Annotated in this window: 14 protein-coding genes; 6 read left to right on the top strand and 8 right to left on the bottom strand. The window is 62.8% G+C overall.

The annotated features are described in order from the left end of the window. The first annotated feature begins 45 nt into the window (after positions 1-45). On the top strand, positions 46-471 hold the full coding sequence (locus DVS29_RS29115; protein WP_118184000.1) for a VOC family protein: 426 nt from the start codon (positions 46-48) through the stop codon (positions 469-471). Positions 472-541: 70 nt separating this feature from the next. On the opposite strand, the gene DVS29_RS29110 is transcribed toward DVS29_RS29115, so the two are convergent. Both DVS29_RS29110 and sap1 read right to left on the bottom strand, forming a co-directional pair. After that, positions 542-1,096 (bottom strand): YaeQ family protein, encoded by a 555-nt coding sequence (locus DVS29_RS29110; protein WP_118183999.1) that lies wholly within the window; start codon positions 1,094-1,096, stop codon positions 542-544. A gap of 354 nt (positions 1,097-1,450) precedes the next feature. Beyond that, positions 1,451-1,792 carry a surface attachment protein Sap1 gene (gene sap1 / locus DVS29_RS29105; RefSeq protein WP_118183998.1) on the bottom strand — a complete coding sequence of 114 codons (342 nt, stop codon included), beginning with the start codon at positions 1,790-1,792 and terminating at the stop codon, positions 1,451-1,453. A 522-nt stretch (positions 1,793-2,314) separates the two neighbouring features. Here sap1 and DVS29_RS37460 point away from each other — a divergent pair. Continuing rightward, a complete protein-coding gene (locus DVS29_RS37460; protein WP_164708014.1) occupies positions 2,315-2,485 on the top strand; it encodes a hypothetical protein in 171 nt (56 codons plus the stop codon). A gap of 196 nt (positions 2,486-2,681) precedes the next feature. On the opposite strand, the gene DVS29_RS29095 is transcribed toward DVS29_RS37460, so the two are convergent. Further along, positions 2,682-3,887, bottom strand: a complete 1,206-nt coding sequence (locus DVS29_RS29095) for a tyrosine-type recombinase/integrase (RefSeq protein ID WP_118183996.1) — start codon at positions 3,885-3,887, stop codon at positions 2,682-2,684. 162 nt (positions 3,888-4,049) lie between these two features. Further along, positions 4,050-5,456, bottom strand: coding sequence for a tRNA uridine-5-carboxymethylaminomethyl(34) synthesis GTPase MnmE (mnmE, locus tag DVS29_RS29090; protein WP_118183995.1), 1,407 nt, complete (start codon positions 5,454-5,456; stop codon positions 4,050-4,052). A 364-nt stretch (positions 5,457-5,820) separates the two neighbouring features. Between mnmE and DVS29_RS29085 the strand changes: the two genes are divergently transcribed. Beyond that, on the top strand, positions 5,821-6,243 hold the full coding sequence (locus DVS29_RS29085; RefSeq protein WP_118184026.1) for a transcriptional regulator: 423 nt from the start codon (positions 5,821-5,823) through the stop codon (positions 6,241-6,243). Positions 6,244-6,342: 99 nt separating this feature from the next. Here DVS29_RS29085 and yidC read toward each other — a convergent pair whose 3' ends face one another. The 4 genes from yidC to rpmH form a co-directional block, all read right to left on the bottom strand. Then, positions 6,343-8,016 (bottom strand): membrane protein insertase YidC, encoded by a 1,674-nt coding sequence (yidC, locus tag DVS29_RS29080; RefSeq protein WP_118183994.1) that lies wholly within the window; start codon positions 8,014-8,016, stop codon positions 6,343-6,345. Positions 8,017-8,046: 30 nt separating this feature from the next. After that, positions 8,047-8,277, bottom strand: a complete 231-nt coding sequence (yidD, locus tag DVS29_RS29075; RefSeq protein WP_118184025.1) for a membrane protein insertion efficiency factor YidD — start codon at positions 8,275-8,277, stop codon at positions 8,047-8,049. A gap of 80 nt (positions 8,278-8,357) precedes the next feature. Beyond that, entirely contained in the window at positions 8,358-8,837 is a 480-nt protein-coding gene (gene rnpA, locus DVS29_RS29070) for a ribonuclease P protein component (RefSeq protein WP_118183993.1), read from the bottom strand. Positions 8,838-8,889: 52 nt separating this feature from the next. Then, positions 8,890-9,024, bottom strand: coding sequence for a 50S ribosomal protein L34 (rpmH, locus tag DVS29_RS29065; RefSeq protein ID WP_026120950.1), 135 nt, complete (start codon positions 9,022-9,024; stop codon positions 8,890-8,892). A gap of 395 nt (positions 9,025-9,419) precedes the next feature. Here rpmH and dnaA point away from each other — a divergent pair, with 395 nt between their 5' ends. From dnaA to gyrB, 3 genes are all read left to right on the top strand, one after another. After that, complete coding sequence (gene dnaA / locus DVS29_RS29055; protein WP_240655835.1) at positions 9,420-11,018, top strand: chromosomal replication initiator protein DnaA; 1,599 nt, start codon at positions 9,420-9,422, stop codon at positions 11,016-11,018. A gap of 324 nt (positions 11,019-11,342) precedes the next feature. After that, the gene (dnaN, locus tag DVS29_RS29050) at positions 11,343-12,446 is read left to right on the top strand and encodes a DNA polymerase III subunit beta (RefSeq protein WP_118183991.1); all 1,104 of its coding nucleotides are present in this window, start codon (positions 11,343-11,345) and stop codon (positions 12,444-12,446) included. A gap of 115 nt (positions 12,447-12,561) precedes the next feature. After that, on the top strand, positions 12,562-15,033 hold the full coding sequence (gyrB, locus tag DVS29_RS29045; protein WP_118183990.1) for a DNA topoisomerase (ATP-hydrolyzing) subunit B: 2,472 nt from the start codon (positions 12,562-12,564) through the stop codon (positions 15,031-15,033). The last annotated feature ends 150 nt before the right edge of the window (positions 15,034-15,183 follow it).

The following is a 15,183-nucleotide window of genomic DNA, read 5'->3' as shown; positions in this document are numbered from 1 at the left end:
CCCTCAGTCACCGCGTTTTCAATCGAGTGAAAAAGGGATGCATCCATGAAATTCCACATCCGCGAGATCGATCACATCGTGCTGCGCTCCGCCGACGTGCCCGCGCTCACCCGCTTCTATTGCGACGTGCTGGGTTGCACGCTCGAAAAGGAACAGGCCGATCTGGGTCTGGTGCAACTGCGTGCGGGACGGTCGTTGATCGATCTGCTGGCGGTCGGCGGCAAGCTGGACCGGAAGGAATGCGGCACGCCGGGCACCGGCTGCAATCTGGATCACCTGTGCCTGCGGATCGATCCGTTCGATGCCGACGCGTTGACCGCAGATCTGACCGCCGCGGGCGTGCGGCTCGGCGAGCACGGTGTGCGCTATGGCGCGGATGGCTTCGGGCCGTCGCTCTATCTGTTCGACCCGGACGGCAACATGGTCGAACTCAAGGGGCCGCCCGACGCCGCCCGAATGACGTCCCTTTGAGGTTGCGGAGCGGTTCGCGGTTAGCGTGATGCGCGGGCGGCGCCTGAAGGTATTGGCGCGCGGCGATTCCTTAGACGCTCGCCGGCGGCTTGAGCACGGTCCATTCGATCGGTACCGGGTCCGCGTCCGCGCTGCCAAGCCAGGCGGAGCCGTCCTGCACGGTGCACTGCAGACGCATCGTCCGCTCGGCGAGCGCGCCGAGCGCCTCGGCGACGCCCTCGCCCAGCGTCCACACGGTCACGTTGCGCAGACGCTCGATCTTGTTGCGCACGCCCTGCCACCAGATATCCGAGCCGCGGCCGCCGTACGCGATCACGATGACGTCGTTCGCGCGGCCGCTCGCCTTCGCGATGCGCCGTTCGTCGGGCTGACCGACGTCGATCCAGGTTTCGATCGCGCCCGTCAAATCCTTTTGCCACAGATCGGGTTCGTCGGTATCCGACAAACCTTTGCAGAACTCGAGTCGTTCGTGCGCAAACAGTGCGAAGGCCGCGACGCGCACCATCATCCGCTCGTCGGTTTCGGACGGATGACGCGCGATCGTCAGCCCGTGATCGCCGTAGTAGTGCCGATCCATGTCGGCAATCTGCAGATCGGCTTTGTAAATGGTGGATTTGAGCGCCATACTGTACCCGAGGTCCGCCGAGCGGACCGCAGCTGAAAACAGAAGAGGATTGCGAGAGCGCGGCATGCGCAAACTCACGCAAGAATCATGCGGGGCGAGTCATGGTCGATTGATTAACCGCGACCACCGCCCCTGAAGGGGTGTGATGATACCGAATGTTGGTGTCGATGGCGGAACCGGCAAGCGGTACGGTGGGTCGCCGGCTGAATCCGCGCCTGAAAATGAAAATGGCCGGACTTTCGTCAGGCCATTTTCGAAATGAGTGCGCGAGACCGACGTCAGATCCGGCTGCTACCAGATCCGGCGATACGCAGTTCGCCGCGCTCGGGCGGCGAACGATAAAGCTTCAGGGGGCTATTGCTTGATGAACTTGTCGTTGGTCCAGAGTCCTTCGGTATCCGAATTACCGGCATTCACGAATTCGACATCGTGACCGACGACGCGCACCACGCGGAATTTCGCGTTTTCAGGCGTCGACAGACATTCGTAGCCGGAGAAAAACTCCTGCATCTGTTGCTGTTCGCCAGACTGTGCGTGCTGGTACGCGGAGTCGAATTTGTCCTTTGACAGACAGCCGTAGGCGTTGGCCTGGAACTGGATCGTCTGCTGCGGCGCAATCACGGTATCCTGAGCCTGAGCGGCCGAGGCGGCGAATAAACCCGCTGCTGCGAAAAGAACGGCGAGCTGCTTTTTCATGTTCTGCCTCCTGCGGGTTATTACTAAGGTTAGCTATGTATTTAACTCCAACAGCGCACCCGCAACTTTCACTCTAGAAGAATCGCGCAAGACCACAAGCACATCTTGTGTGCGCTCGCAACAGCGGCGAATTGTCGCAGTGTCGCGTGCGACGATTTGCTGCGACGCATTGAGGGTTTTCGTGGATTCCTTTTCCTGTTCGCAGAATCTGTTTGATCGTGGCAAAACCTTATCCAGCAAGGCTTTTAACCATCAATTCAAATCGCAGCCGATGTAGTTAAGTTCCTTAATAAAAATGCATCACGCACTATTGCGCCGCACATAAAGTCATCTGAAACAGAGCGCAGCGACGAACGCCGAATGTGCGAAGCGTAGGACAAAAACAATGCCAGAACAGTCGTATGAAGGTTAGGGTTCCAGAGGGTCTGTATGCCGGCCCACGTTGCGGATTCTGGCGCGCGTGCAGGGTGCTGGCGGCGTCGTTAGAATGGACTGACTGGCTGTCCGCGAGTGGAGGTTATCGTGATCGAGAATCTGATCCTTGGCGCTTTTCTGGTCGTGCCGCTGGTGATCGTGGCATTCCTCTTTTCCGATGAGCTCTGGCAGGAACACCGGCACCAGGCCGATATCCGGGGTGGCGAACGTCATATCGACTGGCGGCATCCGTTACGCAGCCTGTTGCATCACCGTTGAGACAGGGCCGGGTAGCAGGCTTGCACGCGAGAACATCCATGTGCGACGAGGACTCGCGGCCTGACCAGCGCGCGAAACGCTTTGGAATGTAGTGGGATTGGGTAAAAATGATTAAAAATCAATCACATGTATTCATTGCGGAAAGTGCTGTGTACCAATAGGCTGTCACGTGTGCGGCATTCCAGCAGCGTCCCGATCAGTTGATGCCCAGCGTCCCAATCTGCATTTCGACGAAATCTGCCCACCGCTGCGCGGCTTCGCGCGGATCGATGGCATGCTGCGCGCCGACTTCGGTTCCACCTGCTTCCATCCGCCCGTCATCCGCCTGGCCTCGCGTGACCTGGCCGGCCGCTTCTCCTATTCCGCGAAGGTGCGTCGATGCCGTGCGTCGAAAATCGTGCAGCACGAAATGTTCGACCTCGAGCCCGAGCGCCTTCACCGCCTGATTGAGGGTGCTGTGTGCGATCGGACGATCGAAGCCGCGGACGGTTGGGAACACATAAGTCCTGCTCGCGCGTCCTTCGCGCAGTTCGGCGAGCATCGCGACCGCCTGTCGGGACAGATGGACGGCGAGCTGCCCATCCGCGCGACCGCGCGCAGCAGGGACGTTCCAGACCGCCGACGCGAGGTCGAATTCGCTCCATCGCGCCTCGATCAGCTCGGACTTGCGGACCATGGTCAGCACCAGTAGATGAAGCGCGAGCTTGAGCGGCCTGCGGATGTTCGACGCGTAGATCGCGCGCATCGTTACGCCGATTTCCTGCGCGCTCAACACCCGCGTGCGGCTCTCCGACGTCGCGATGAAGCGGGCCGGCACGGCCTGCGCCGGATTGCCGGAGACCAGTTGCCGCTCGTTCAGATGCTCGTACAGTCGCTTGATCACGTTGCGCGTATGCAGCGCCATCTTCGGCGACCCGCGTTCGCTGATCCGGGTGCAGATCGCGGCGACGTCGTCGGCCGTGACTTCGCCGACAGGCTTGCCGCCAAGCACGGGCAGCACGTCCTTCTCGAGCACCCGGCGGTTCGTGCGTCGATAGTCGTCCGATTTGCCGTTCAGACCGCTTGCCAGGTAGAGTTCGGCGCCGTCGCGCAGCGTTTCGACGCGCTTTTCGGCGCCGCGATCCTGGCGAGCCGCGGCCACCGGCGACTGGCCGTCTGCCACCATGTCCGCGTACTTTTGCGCCCGCGCCCGCGCTACCCGCAGCGAGATCTTCCGGTAGTCGCCGATCGTGACGAGCGGCTGTCGCGCGCCGTTCAGCGAGTAGCGGAACCGCCAGATCTTGCTGCCGGTGGACATCACTTCGAGCACGAGCCCGTTGCCGTCCGCGATCGAGTAGCGCGTTGCACGCGGCTCAAGCGTGCGGATTTGAGGATCGGTCAGCGGGACAGCGGCGCGGGGCATGATGAGCGTTGGTACACAGAGAATAGCGTGAGCCGAAGTGTACCATTCTGTGTACCAAATTAAAGTGGCCTGGAAGTGGCCTTCTGGTTACCTTCAGCGAGGAAAGGTTTCGCGAAAATAGCGTAAATCGCATGCACGCAATGCCACGCCTCGGGCCAGGCATTACTTGCCAATACAAAATCGGCTGAAAATCACTCCGAGCAGATCGTCCGACGTAAACTCGCCGGTAATGGAATTCAGCTGCTCCTGCGCGAGCCGCAGTTCCTCGGCGAACAGATCCAGCGCCTGGGCGTTCTGCCCGGCGTGCTGCGCGGCGAACTGCAGGTGCTCTTCGGCCGCGCGCAGCGCAATCAGGTGGCGCTCGCGGGCGAGATACACGCTCTCGGCGCCCGCCTGCCAGCCTGCGATTCGCAGCAGTTCGGCGCGCAGCAGCGCGATGCCGTCGCCTTTCTTCGCCGACAGTCGGATCTCGCGCACATCCTTGCCCGTCGCACTCGCGTCGCCGAGCGTGTTCACCACGGGTCCCTGGTCGGTCAGGTCCGTCTTGTTGAGGATTCGCACCACCGGCACGTTCGCGGGGAAGCGGGCGGCGATGACGTCGTCTTCCGCGGTCTGGCCGCTTCGCGCGTCGAGCAGATGCAGCACGACGTCGGCCTTCTCGATTTCGCCCCACGTCCGTTCGATGCCGATCTTCTCGACCTCGTCTTCGGTGTCGCGCAGGCCGGCCGTATCGATCACGTGCAGCGGGATGCCCTCGATCTGGATCGTCTGCGCGACCTTGTCGCGTGTCGTACCGGCAATCGGGGTGACAATCGCGAGTTCGGCGCCGGCGAGCGCGTTGAGCAGCGACGACTTGCCGACGTTCGGCTGTCCCGCCAGCACGACGGAGAGTCCTTCCCGCAACAGCGCGCCCTGGCGGGCCTCGCGCAGCACGTCCGCGAGGCGTTCCTGGATGCGGCGCAATTTGCCCCGCGCATCGGCGGCCTCGAGGAAGTCGATTTCCTCTTCGGGGAAGTCGAGCGTCGCCTCGACGAGCATCCGCAGCGTGATCACCTCTTCGACCAGCGCGTGAATATCGCGCGAGAACACGCCTTCCAGCGAGCGGCCGGCCGAACGCGCCGCGGCCTCGGTGCTGGCCTCGATCAGATCGGCGACGGCTTCGGCCTGCGCGAGATCCAGCTTGTCGGTCAGGAACGCGCGTCGGGTGAATTCGCCGGGTTCCGCGAGACGAAGGCCGAACGCGCGACCCGCATCGACGCATCGCTGCAGCACCAGTTGCAGCACGATCGGGCCACCGTGTCCCTGAAGTTCGAGCACGTGCTCGCCGGTGTAGGAATTTGGCGCCGGGAAGTACAGCGCGATGCCGTGGTCCAGCGCGTTGCCTCCTTCGTCGAAGAAGGGCGTGTAGCTCGCGTGTCGTGCCTTGAGCACCTGGCCCGTCAACTCGCTCATCAGCGTCTCCGCGGCGGGCGCGCCAGCGCGTCCGAACGAGATCCGGACGACGCCGATCCCCCCACGACCAGGAGCGGTGGCGATGGCGACGATCGGATCGGAATCGGAAGAGGGCATGGCAGGAGGCGGCGACAGGAGCAGAAAAAACAGGGCGGGGCGCGCGAAACGCCTGATTGTATCGCGGGCAAGGTGACGACCCGGGTGGCCGGCCGAGAACCGGGAGCATTCGGACGTCGCCCTGGGAAGTTTTGGATTTATCTCATTCAGGATAGCGCGATTGTCTCAGTAATCGTGCAGAATCTTGAGAATCATCTCTGTTTGGTGAGCAAAAATCCCGGTTCTACATGAGGATTCCGAAAGACGGAGTGGGTGGCGCACCATTAGTCCACAACGGGGGCTGCAGGATATTGATAAACTACATGAGTTACTATTATCTTGATTGGTTGTCGACGGCGAAAGGCTGAAATTGCACAATGCGCGCATGCCAACCGTTGACGAAAAAGCGGCCTTCGCTGAGCGCCTGAAGCTTGCGATGCGCCGCGCCCCCGAGAAGCTCAAGGGCGCCACCGACCTTGCCCGTGGATTCAATCTCCGCCACTACGGCGCCGAGCCCGTTTCCACGCAGACCGCCCACAAGTGGCTGTCCGGCCGCACGATCCCGACGAACGACAAACTGCAGACGCTCGCCGACTGGTTCAGTGTCGAGGTGCACTGGCTGCACTACGGACCACCGCCCGGCGGCGCACAGCAGTCGACGCCGAAGCCCGTGACGCCCGGCGAGAAATATCCGCTGTCGTCGGAGACGCTCGAGCTTGCGTCGAAGATCGAATCCCTCGACCCGCACCGGCGCTATCTGGTGCAGGAACTGGTCGCGCAATTCTACGGCGCGGCGGACAAGAACTAGCCGCCGCGCGTTCCGAACCTGCGATAAGAAAAGGCCGCCTGGATTGAACCAGGCGGCCTTCTCATGTGCGGAACTGTCGGAATTACAGCGGCGCGGAATTTACTTCGCGACCGCCGCCTTCTTCCTGTTCTTGCCCATCATCCGTGTGATGTAGTACTGCTGCGCGATCGACAGCACGTTGTTCACGACGTAGTACAGCACGAGACCTGCCGGGAAGAAGAAGAACATGACCGAGAACGCGATCGGCATGAACATCATCATCTTGGCCTGCACCGGATCCGGCGGCGTGGGGTTCAGACGCGTCTGCAGGAACATCGAGACAGCCATCAGCACCGGCAGGATGAAGAACGGGTCCTGCTGCGACAGATCGTGAATCCACAGAATCCACGGCGCGCCACGCATTTCCACCGACGACAGCAGCACCCAGTACAGCGAGATGAACACCGGAATCTGGATCACCACCGGCAGACAGCCGCCGAACGGATTCACCTTCTCGGTCTTGTACAGCTCCATCAACGCCGCGTTCATCTTCTGCGGGTCGCTCTTGAAGCGCTCGCGCAGCGCCTGCATGCGCGGCGTGATCTCCTTCATGCGCGCCATCGACTTGTAGCTCGCCGCCGACAGCGGGAAGAACACCGCCTTGATCAGCAGCGTGAGCAGCACGATCGCCCAGCCCCAGTTGCCGACCAGACCGTGGATCTTCTCGAGCAGCCAGAAGAGCGGCTTCGCGATGATCGTGACCCAGCCGTAGTCCTTCACGAGATCGAGCCCCGGCGCGATGCCCTGGAGCATGCGCTCTTCGTCCGGACCCGCGAAGAGACGCGCGGTCACATCTTCAGACTGGCCCGGCTGGATCGTCGCCATCGGCTCTTTCACGCCGACGCGATACAGGTTCGGGTCGATCTTCTCGACGTAGATGTCGCGCTTCGCGCCTTCCTGCGGAATCCATGCCGACGCGAAGTAGTGCTGGACCATCGCGATCCAGCCGTTGTTGGCGCTGGTGGCGTAGTCCTGCTTGTTCTTGTCGATGTCCGGGAAGGTGATCTTCTGGAAGTGATGCTCGTTCGTGTAGACCGCCGGTCCGATGAACGTGTGCGAGAAGCGCGGCGTTTCGACCGGCTGGCTGTCGCGCACGAGCTCCATGTACGCGGTCGGCGTGACGGGCGCCGTACCGACGTTCTCGACCTTCGTGCTGACGCCGATCACGTAGCTGCCGCGCGTGAACGTGTACGTCTTCACGACCTTCACGCCGCCCTTGACCGGCGAATCGAGGCTGATCGAGAACGAGTTCGCGCCGTCCTGAAGCTCACGCGGACCGTCGGTGGCCGTGAAGATGTCGGTGTGGTTCGGGAAGTCGCCGCCGAGCAGGCCCGTGCGCGCGAGGTACGTGTGCGTCGCGGTGTGATCGAACAGCGTGATCACGAGGTTGGGCTGCTTGCCGTTGCCTTGCGTGACGAGCGACAGCTTCGACAGCGTGCCGCCGCGGGTGTCGATCTCGCCGTCAAACACGTCCGTGTGGAAGTGGACGAGCTGCCCCTGGGCCGCCGGCGCGGTCGAGCCGGGCGCGGCCGCAGTGGAGGCGTTGGTGGCCGGCAGGTCGGCCGGCTGGGTTCCCGGCGTCGTCGTGCCCGGCGCGGCGGTCGACGCGGTATGCGTCGGCGTCACGTTCGGGAAGAACATCGACTGGCGTCCATGGTCGCGTTGCCAGTTGTCGAACAGCATGACAGCTGACACGAAGAAGATGACCCATAGGACGGTGCGTTTGATATCCATGCGTTGTCTCAGTGTCGATGGAGCGGCGCGTCAGCGCTTGTCAGAAGTGGGTGTCGGGACCAGATCGATGCCGCCCGCGGAAAACGGGTGGCAGCGGCACAGACGCTTCGCGGCGAGGTAAGTCCCGCGCGCGGCGCCATGATACTGGATTGCCTCGCGCGCGTAGTCGGAACAGGAAGGATAAAAACGGCACCGGCTGCCGAGCAGGGGGCTCACCGCAACCTTGTAGAACCGCAGTAACGCGATAAGTACCGTCTGCATGGCTTGGGCGGCCGGCAAGGGCCGCGCTACGTACGCTTTCCGTAAGAACGGGCGATGCCTTCCTTCGGACCGCGCCGACATCATGGCGCTTCCTGCGCCGAAGCAACCCCGGGCGGCGTCGGCGTCGGCGCCTGGGCGGCGGCCGGGCTTTCGCGCCGCCGGATTTCGCGCGCCGCCTTGTTCAGCAGCTCGTCGATTTCGCTACGGCACAGCATTTTCAGCGACGCCGACGACGCGGCCGGCAACGCCTTGCGATCGAAGCGCGTATGCAGACGCAGCAGCACGTCCCAACCGCCGAACTCCGCGCGCCGTTGCCGGAAGGCTTCGCGCGCGAGCCTGCGCACCAGATTGCGGGTGACCGCGCGCGGCGCATATTTCTTGCCGATCACGAGACCGAGACGCGCCTCGTTGCCGGTTGGCCGGCCGTACACGACGAAATGCGCGGTACGGCGCCATGGGCGCAAACGAAAAACGGATGAGAATTCATCCGTTTTCAGCAGCCTTGCGGCTTTGGGGAAGGCAGCTTGCGCTTGCAACGGAACCGGGCCTTGCTGCGGCACGCGAACCGTTCCCGCGACAGCGCGGGCTCCGGCTTCAGCGCATCGCGCAGCCTTAGACTGCGAGGCGCTTGCGGCCCTTCGCGCGACGGGCGTTGATCACTTTGCGGCCGCCGGCGGTCTTCATGCGAACGCGGAAGCCATGGGTGCGCTTACGGCGCGTCACGGAAGGTTGGAAGGTACGTTTCATGTTGCTCTCACTCGATTGACGATGGACCGCACGGCACCGCGGGAGGCTGCGGAAAGTACCACACGCCGACGGCTGGTAAACTGGTTTTCGCGGAACCCGCTATTTAAGCCGGTTTTCTCTTGGCCGTCAATAGTTTAGAGCATGGCGCGCGGTCGGCAAGCGCTCGCGACCCATTGATCGGGCCCTGTGGATAACTCCCTTTGCGGTCCGTTTTGGCGTTAGAATCTCGCCTTACTTCCCAAAAAACCTGCGCGTCGCTCCGGCCCGCCTGTGCCCGTCAAAGCCTTGTGGCACAAGCGTCGGGGCTGTTTCGCCTGGCCGCTCCGGGCTGTTTGACCCGTCCGCGGCAAGAGCGCCGGCGAACCATCGCGCACTCAATAAAACGACCGCATTCGATGAACGATTTCTGGCAACACTGTTCCGCATTGCTGGAGCGCGAGCTGACGCCCCAGCAATACGTGACGTGGATCAAACCGTTGGCTCCGGTCGGCTTCGACGAGGCGGCGAACACGCTGCGGATCGCGGCGCCCAACCGCTTCAAGCTCGACTGGGTCAAAAGCCAGTTTTCCGGTCGTATCTCCGACATGGCGCGTGATTTCTGGCATGCGCCGATCGACGTCCAGTTCGTGCTCGATCCGAAGGCTGGCCTGCGCGCGGCCGCTGCGCCGTCGCAGGTGGTAACGGGCATGGGCTCGGCCGCGGCGGTGGATGCCGCGGTGGCGGCCGTGCAGGCGGCGTCGGCCGCGCACGTCGCGAATGCGGCGCGTGGCGGCAATGGCGCAGCGCCTTCGTCGGCGGTGAACGGCCACGGCATGGCTGCGGCGCGCCAGAATGCCGCATCGTCGGACGCCGACGATGCGGCCGACCTCGATCTTCCCAGCCTCGACGCCCACGAAGCTGCGGCCGCGCGCCGCACGTGGCGGCCGGGCTCGGGTGCGGCATCCGCGGGCGGCGAGAACGACTCGATGTACGAGCGCTCGAAGCTGAACCCCGTGCTCACCTTCGACAACTTCGTGACCGGCAAGGCGAACCAGCTCGCGCGCGCCGCCGCGATCCAGGTTGCCGACAATCCCGGCGTGTCGTACAACCCGCTCTTCCTGTACGGTGGCGTGGGCCTCGGCAAGACCCACCTGATTCACGCGATCGGCAACCAGCTGCTGATGGACAAGCCCGGCGCGCGGATCCGCTACATCCACGCGGAGCAGTACGTGTCCGACGTGGTGAAGGCATACCAGCGCAAGGCGTTCGACGATTTCAAGCGCTACTACCATTCGCTCGACCTGCTGCTGATCGACGATATCCAGTTCTTCTCGGGCAAATCGCGCACGCAGGAAGAGTTCTTCTACGCGTTCGAGGCGCTCGTCGCGAACAAGGCGCAGGTCATCATCACGAGCGACACGTATCCGAAGGAAATCTCCGGCATCGACGACCGTCTGATCTCGCGCTTCGACTCCGGCCTGACGGTCGCGATCGAGCCGCCCGAGCTCGAGATGCGCGTCGCGATCCTGATGCGCAAGGCGCAGTCGGAATTCGTGAACCTGAACGAAGACGTCGCGTTCTTCGTCGCGAAGCATCTGCGTTCGAACGTGCGCGAGCTCGAAGGCGCGCTGCGCAAGATCCTCGCGTACTCGAAATTCCATGGCCGCGAGATTTCGATCGAGCTCACCAAGGAAGCGCTCAAGGATCTGCTGACCGTCCAGAACCGCCAGATTTCGGTGGAGAACATCCAGAAGACGGTGGCGGATTTCTACAGCATCAAGGTGGCGGACATGTACTCGAAGAAGCGGCCGGCGAACATCGCGCGGCCGCGGCAGATCGCGATGTACCTGGCGAAGGAGCTGACGCAGAAAAGCCTGCCGGAAATCGGCGAGCTGTTCGGCGGCCGCGACCACACCACCGTGCTGCACGCGGTGCGCAAGATCGCCGACGAACGGGGCAAGGACGCGCAGCTGAACCACGAGCTGCACGTGCTGGAACAGACGCTGAAGGGCTGATGGCCCGAAACGGGCCGAAAGCCACGGCTGGCGGGGCGCCGGAGGCATTCGCCGGAACCGCGGTCAGCACCGGCGGCGGTGGGCCCGCGGGGCGATGCAATAACCACGGAAAATTCGACCTGTTTATTGCTCCAGTCGCCCCCAAATCAGGGAAGTGGTCCCTTTTTCAGGCACAATACAGGTTTAACCGCCCAGCGGCGTGGGCGGGTCAGGCAGGTCTGGCGCAGCGGTGGCGCCGGCAGGAGGCCGAGGCCACATGGCGGGCAGCTTTTACCGAAGGCTGTCCGGCGGGTGGGCAGGCCGTCACATCAACGAAGGAACCCTATGCAACTGGTCAAGACCGAACGCGATAACCTCCTCAGGCCGCTGCAAACCGTGAGCGGCATCGTCGAACGCCGCCATACGTTGCCGATCCTCGCCAATCTGCTGATCACCAAGAACGGTCCCGATGTGTCGTTCCTGTCGACCGACCTCGAACTGCAAATCACCACGCGCGCCGACTTCGGCGTCGGCAACGAGTCCGTCGCCACCACGGTCGCCGCCCGCAAGCTGCTCGACATCCTGCGCGCCATGCCGGACGGCCAGGTCACGCTGACGCTGTCGGACAAGCGCCTCACCGTGCAGTCGGGCAAGAGCCGCTTCGCGCTGCAGACGCTCGCGGCGGACGAATTCCCCACGGTCAACCAGGCCAAGGACTTCGGCGCGAACCTGACGGTGCCGCAAAAGACCTTCCGCCAGCTGCTCGGCATGGTGTACTTCGCGATGGCCCAGCAGGACATCCGCTACTACCTGAACGGCATGCTGCTGGTGGTGGACGGCGACCAGCTGATGGCTGTGGCAACGGACGGCCACCGCCTCGCGTATTCGTCGATGAAGATCGAAGGGTCGTTCGCGCGCCAGGAAGTGATCATCCCGCGCAAGACGATTCTCGAGCTGCAGCGCCTGCTCGAAGACATCGACGACACGCTCAGCATCGACATCGCGCAGACCCAGGTGAAGTTCACCTTCGGTCAGGTCGAACTGGTGTCGAAGCTGGTCGAGGGCAAGTTCCCCGACTTCCAGCGCGTGATCCCGAAGGCGCACAAGAACAGCTTCCTGATCGGTCGCGAAGAGCTGCAACGTTCGTTGCAGCGCGCGGCCATCCTGACCTCGGACAAGTTCAAGGGCGTGCGCTGCATCATCGAGCCGGGCCAGCTGAAGATCATGTCCACCAACGCCGACCAGGAAGAAGCGCAGGAAGAACTGGAAATCGCGTACCAGGGCGACAGCGTCGATATCGGGTTCAACGTCACGTATCTGCTCGACGTGCTCGCGAACCTGAAGGTCGACATGCTGCAGGTGAGCCTCGGCGACGCGAGTTCGAGCGCGCTGATCACCATTCCCGAGAACGAGGAATTCAAATACGTCGTGATGCCGATGCGTATCTGACGCGGCCATCAATCAAAAGAACACCAGGGGGCGCTTTGCCCCTTTGGCGTTTTTATGGCGATTTAAAAAGCTCCCGAGCGGTAACGAAGCAGTAACGCAGAACCGGAAAAAATCCATGACTGAACTGAACAATTCGCAACCCGACAACAGCTACGGCGCCTCGTCCATCCAGATCCTCGAAGGTCTGGAGGCCGTTCGCAAGCGCCCCGGGATGTACATTGGCGACACTTCCGACGGAACCGGTCTGCATCATCTGGTGTTCGAAGTTCTCGACAACTCGATCGACGAAGCGCTGGCAGGGCACTGCAACGACATCCAGGTCATCATCCACGCCGACAACTCGATCTCCGTGACCGACAACGGCCGCGGCATTCCGACCGACGTGAAGCTGGACGACAAGCACGATCCGAAGCGCAGCGCTGCCGAGATCGTGATGACCGAGCTGCACGCCGGCGGCAAGTTCGACCAGAACAGCTACAAGGTGTCGGGCGGTCTGCACGGCGTGGGCGTGTCGTGCGTGAACGCGCTGTCCAGCTGGCTGCGCCTCACCGTGCGCCGCAACGGCAAGAAGCATTTCATGGAGTTCCACCGCGGCGTCGCGCAGAACCGCGTGATCGAAGACGTGGACGGCGTCGCGACCTCGCCGATGCAGTTCGTCGGCGATACGGAAAACCGCGGCACCGAAGTGCACTTCATGGCCGACGAGACGATCTTCGGCACGGTCGAATATCACTACGACATTCTCGCGAAGCGTATCCGCGAGCTGTCGTTCCTGAATAACGGCGTGCGCATCCGTCTGACCGACCAGCGCAGCGGCAAGGAAGACGATTTCGCGTTCGTCGGCGGCGTGAAGGGCTTCGTCGAGTACATCAACAAGACGAAGGCCGTCCTGCACCCCACCATTTTCCACATCAACGGCGAGAAGGAAGGTGTGGGCGTCGAAGTCGCGATGCAGTGGAACGACAGCTACAACGAAAACGTGCTGTGCTTCACGAACAACATTCCGCAGCGCGACGGCGGCACGCACCTGACCGGTCTGCGCGCGGCCATGACGCGCGTGATCAACAAGTACATCGTCGATCACGAGATCGCGAAGAAGGCGAAGGTCGAAACCTCCGGTGACGACATGCGCGAAGGTCTTTCGTGCGTGCTGTCGGTGAAGGTGCCCGAGCCGAAGTTCAGCTCGCAGACGAAGGACAAGCTGGTGTCGTCGGAAGTGCGTGCGCCGGTCGAGGAAGTGGTCGCGAAGGCGCTCGAGGAATTCCTGCTCGAAACGCCGGCTGACGCGAAGATCATCTGCGGCAAGATCGTCGACGCGGCGCGCGCGCGTGACGCGGCTCGCAAGGCGCGCGAGATGACGCGCCGCAAGGGTGTGCTCGATGGCGTCGGCCTGCCGGGCAAGCTCGCGGACTGCCAGGAGAAGGACCCGGCGAAGTCGGAAATCTACATCGTCGAGGGCGACTCGGCAGGGGGCTCGGCGAAGCAGGGCCGGGACCGCAAGTTCCAGGCGATCCTGCCGCTGCGCGGCAAGGTGCTGAACGTCGAGAAGGCGCGTTACGACAAGCTGCTGTCGTCGGAGCAGATCGTCACGCTGATCACCGCGCTCGGTTGCGGCATCGGCAAGGATGACTACAACCTCGACAAGCTGCGTTATCACCGCATCATCATCATGACGGACGCGGACGTCGACGGCGCACACATCCGTACGCTGCTGCTCACGTTCTTCTATCGCCAGATGCCGGAGATGATCGAGCGCGGCTACATCTACATCGCGCAACCGCCGCTCTACAAGGTGAAGGCGGGCAAGGACGAGCGCTATCTGAAGGACGGCGCCGAGCTGAACGCGCACATGCTGCGGCTGGCGCTGCAGGGCTCGGAGCTGATCCCGTCGGAGAGCGCGACGCCGATCGCCGGCGATGCGCTCGGCGAGCTCGCACGCTCGTATCTGCTGGCGCAGGCGGTGGTCGATCGTCTGAGCCGGTTGTATGACGAACGCGCGCTCGAAGCGGTGATGGATGGTGTGGCGATCGATCTGTCGTCGGAGGCGTCGACGGAAGCGTCGGCCAGCGCGCTCCAGGCGCGTCTGCGCGATGATCCGCTGAAGCCGGAAGTGTCGGTATTCCCGATGTACGACCCGGTGCGCGAGCTGCGATCGCTGCGCGTCGAGCGGCGCCATCATGGCAACGTGAAGGTGTCGGTGATCGACGAGGAGTTCCAGCTCACCGCCGACTACCAGCAGCTCGTGAACACGGCGAACACGTTCAAGGGTTTGATCGGCACGGGTGCGTTGATCAAGCGCGGCGAGCGCAGTCTTGCAGTGACCGACTTCAAGAGCGCGATGAAGTGGCTGATCGCCGATGCGGATCGCAACGTGTCGAAGCAGCGCTATAAGGGTCTCGGCGAGATGAACCCCGGGCAGCTGTGGGAAACGACGATGGATCCGAGTGTGCGCCGGCTGCTGCGCGTGCAGATCGAGGATGCGATTGCCGCTGATGGCATTTTCACCACGCTGATGGGTGATGATGTCGAGCCGCGTCGGGCGTTCATCGAGTCGAATGCGTTGCGGGCTGGGAATATTGACGTTTGAGGTGGGTGTAGCGGGAGCCATAACCTGAGATTTTGGGAAGCATCCCTTGAGACATTTATTGATGGATGCGCTCCGATAGCTCACGACGGCACCTGACGTCGCAGCCGCAGGAACGACGGCCACAGCGTCTGAGATGGCCGTCGTTTTCTC

Origin of the sequence: Paraburkholderia phosphatilytica (assembly GCF_003443895.1) — a bacterium.
Classification (GTDB): domain Bacteria; phylum Pseudomonadota; class Gammaproteobacteria; order Burkholderiales; family Burkholderiaceae; genus Paraburkholderia; species Paraburkholderia phosphatilytica.
The sequence above is the reverse complement of the archived record's forward strand: the minus strand, read 5'-3'. Positions and strand labels throughout refer to the sequence as shown.

Bases quoted from the DNA above. Each gene is read 5' to 3' on its own strand.
- DVS29_RS29115 (WP_118184000.1), top strand. From the start codon at position 46: ATGAAATTCCACATCCGCGAGATCGATCACATCGTGCTGCGCTCCGCC.
- DVS29_RS29110 (WP_118183999.1), bottom strand. From the start codon at position 1,096: ATGGCGCTCAAATCCACCATTTACAAAGCCGATCTGCAGATTGCCGAC.
- sap1 (WP_118183998.1), bottom strand. From the start codon at position 1,792: ATGAAAAAGCAGCTCGCCGTTCTTTTCGCAGCAGCGGGTTTATTCGCC.
- DVS29_RS29095 (WP_118183996.1), bottom strand. From the start codon at position 3,887: ATGCCCCGCGCCGCTGTCCCGCTGACCGATCCTCAAATCCGCACGCTT.
- mnmE (WP_118183995.1), bottom strand. From the start codon at position 5,456: ATGCCCTCTTCCGATTCCGATCCGATCGTCGCCATCGCCACCGCTCCT.
- DVS29_RS29085 (WP_118184026.1), top strand. From the start codon at position 5,821: ATGCCAACCGTTGACGAAAAAGCGGCCTTCGCTGAGCGCCTGAAGCTT.
- yidC (WP_118183994.1), bottom strand. From the start codon at position 8,016: ATGGATATCAAACGCACCGTCCTATGGGTCATCTTCTTCGTGTCAGCT.
- yidD (WP_118184025.1), bottom strand. From the start codon at position 8,277: ATGCAGACGGTACTTATCGCGTTACTGCGGTTCTACAAGGTTGCGGTG.
- rpmH (WP_026120950.1), bottom strand. From the start codon at position 9,024: ATGAAACGTACCTTCCAACCTTCCGTGACGCGCCGTAAGCGCACCCAT.
- dnaA (WP_240655835.1), top strand. From the start codon at position 9,420: ATGAACGATTTCTGGCAACACTGTTCCGCATTGCTGGAGCGCGAGCTG.
- dnaN (WP_118183991.1), top strand. From the start codon at position 11,343: ATGCAACTGGTCAAGACCGAACGCGATAACCTCCTCAGGCCGCTGCAA.
- gyrB (WP_118183990.1), top strand. From the start codon at position 12,562: ATGACTGAACTGAACAATTCGCAACCCGACAACAGCTACGGCGCCTCG.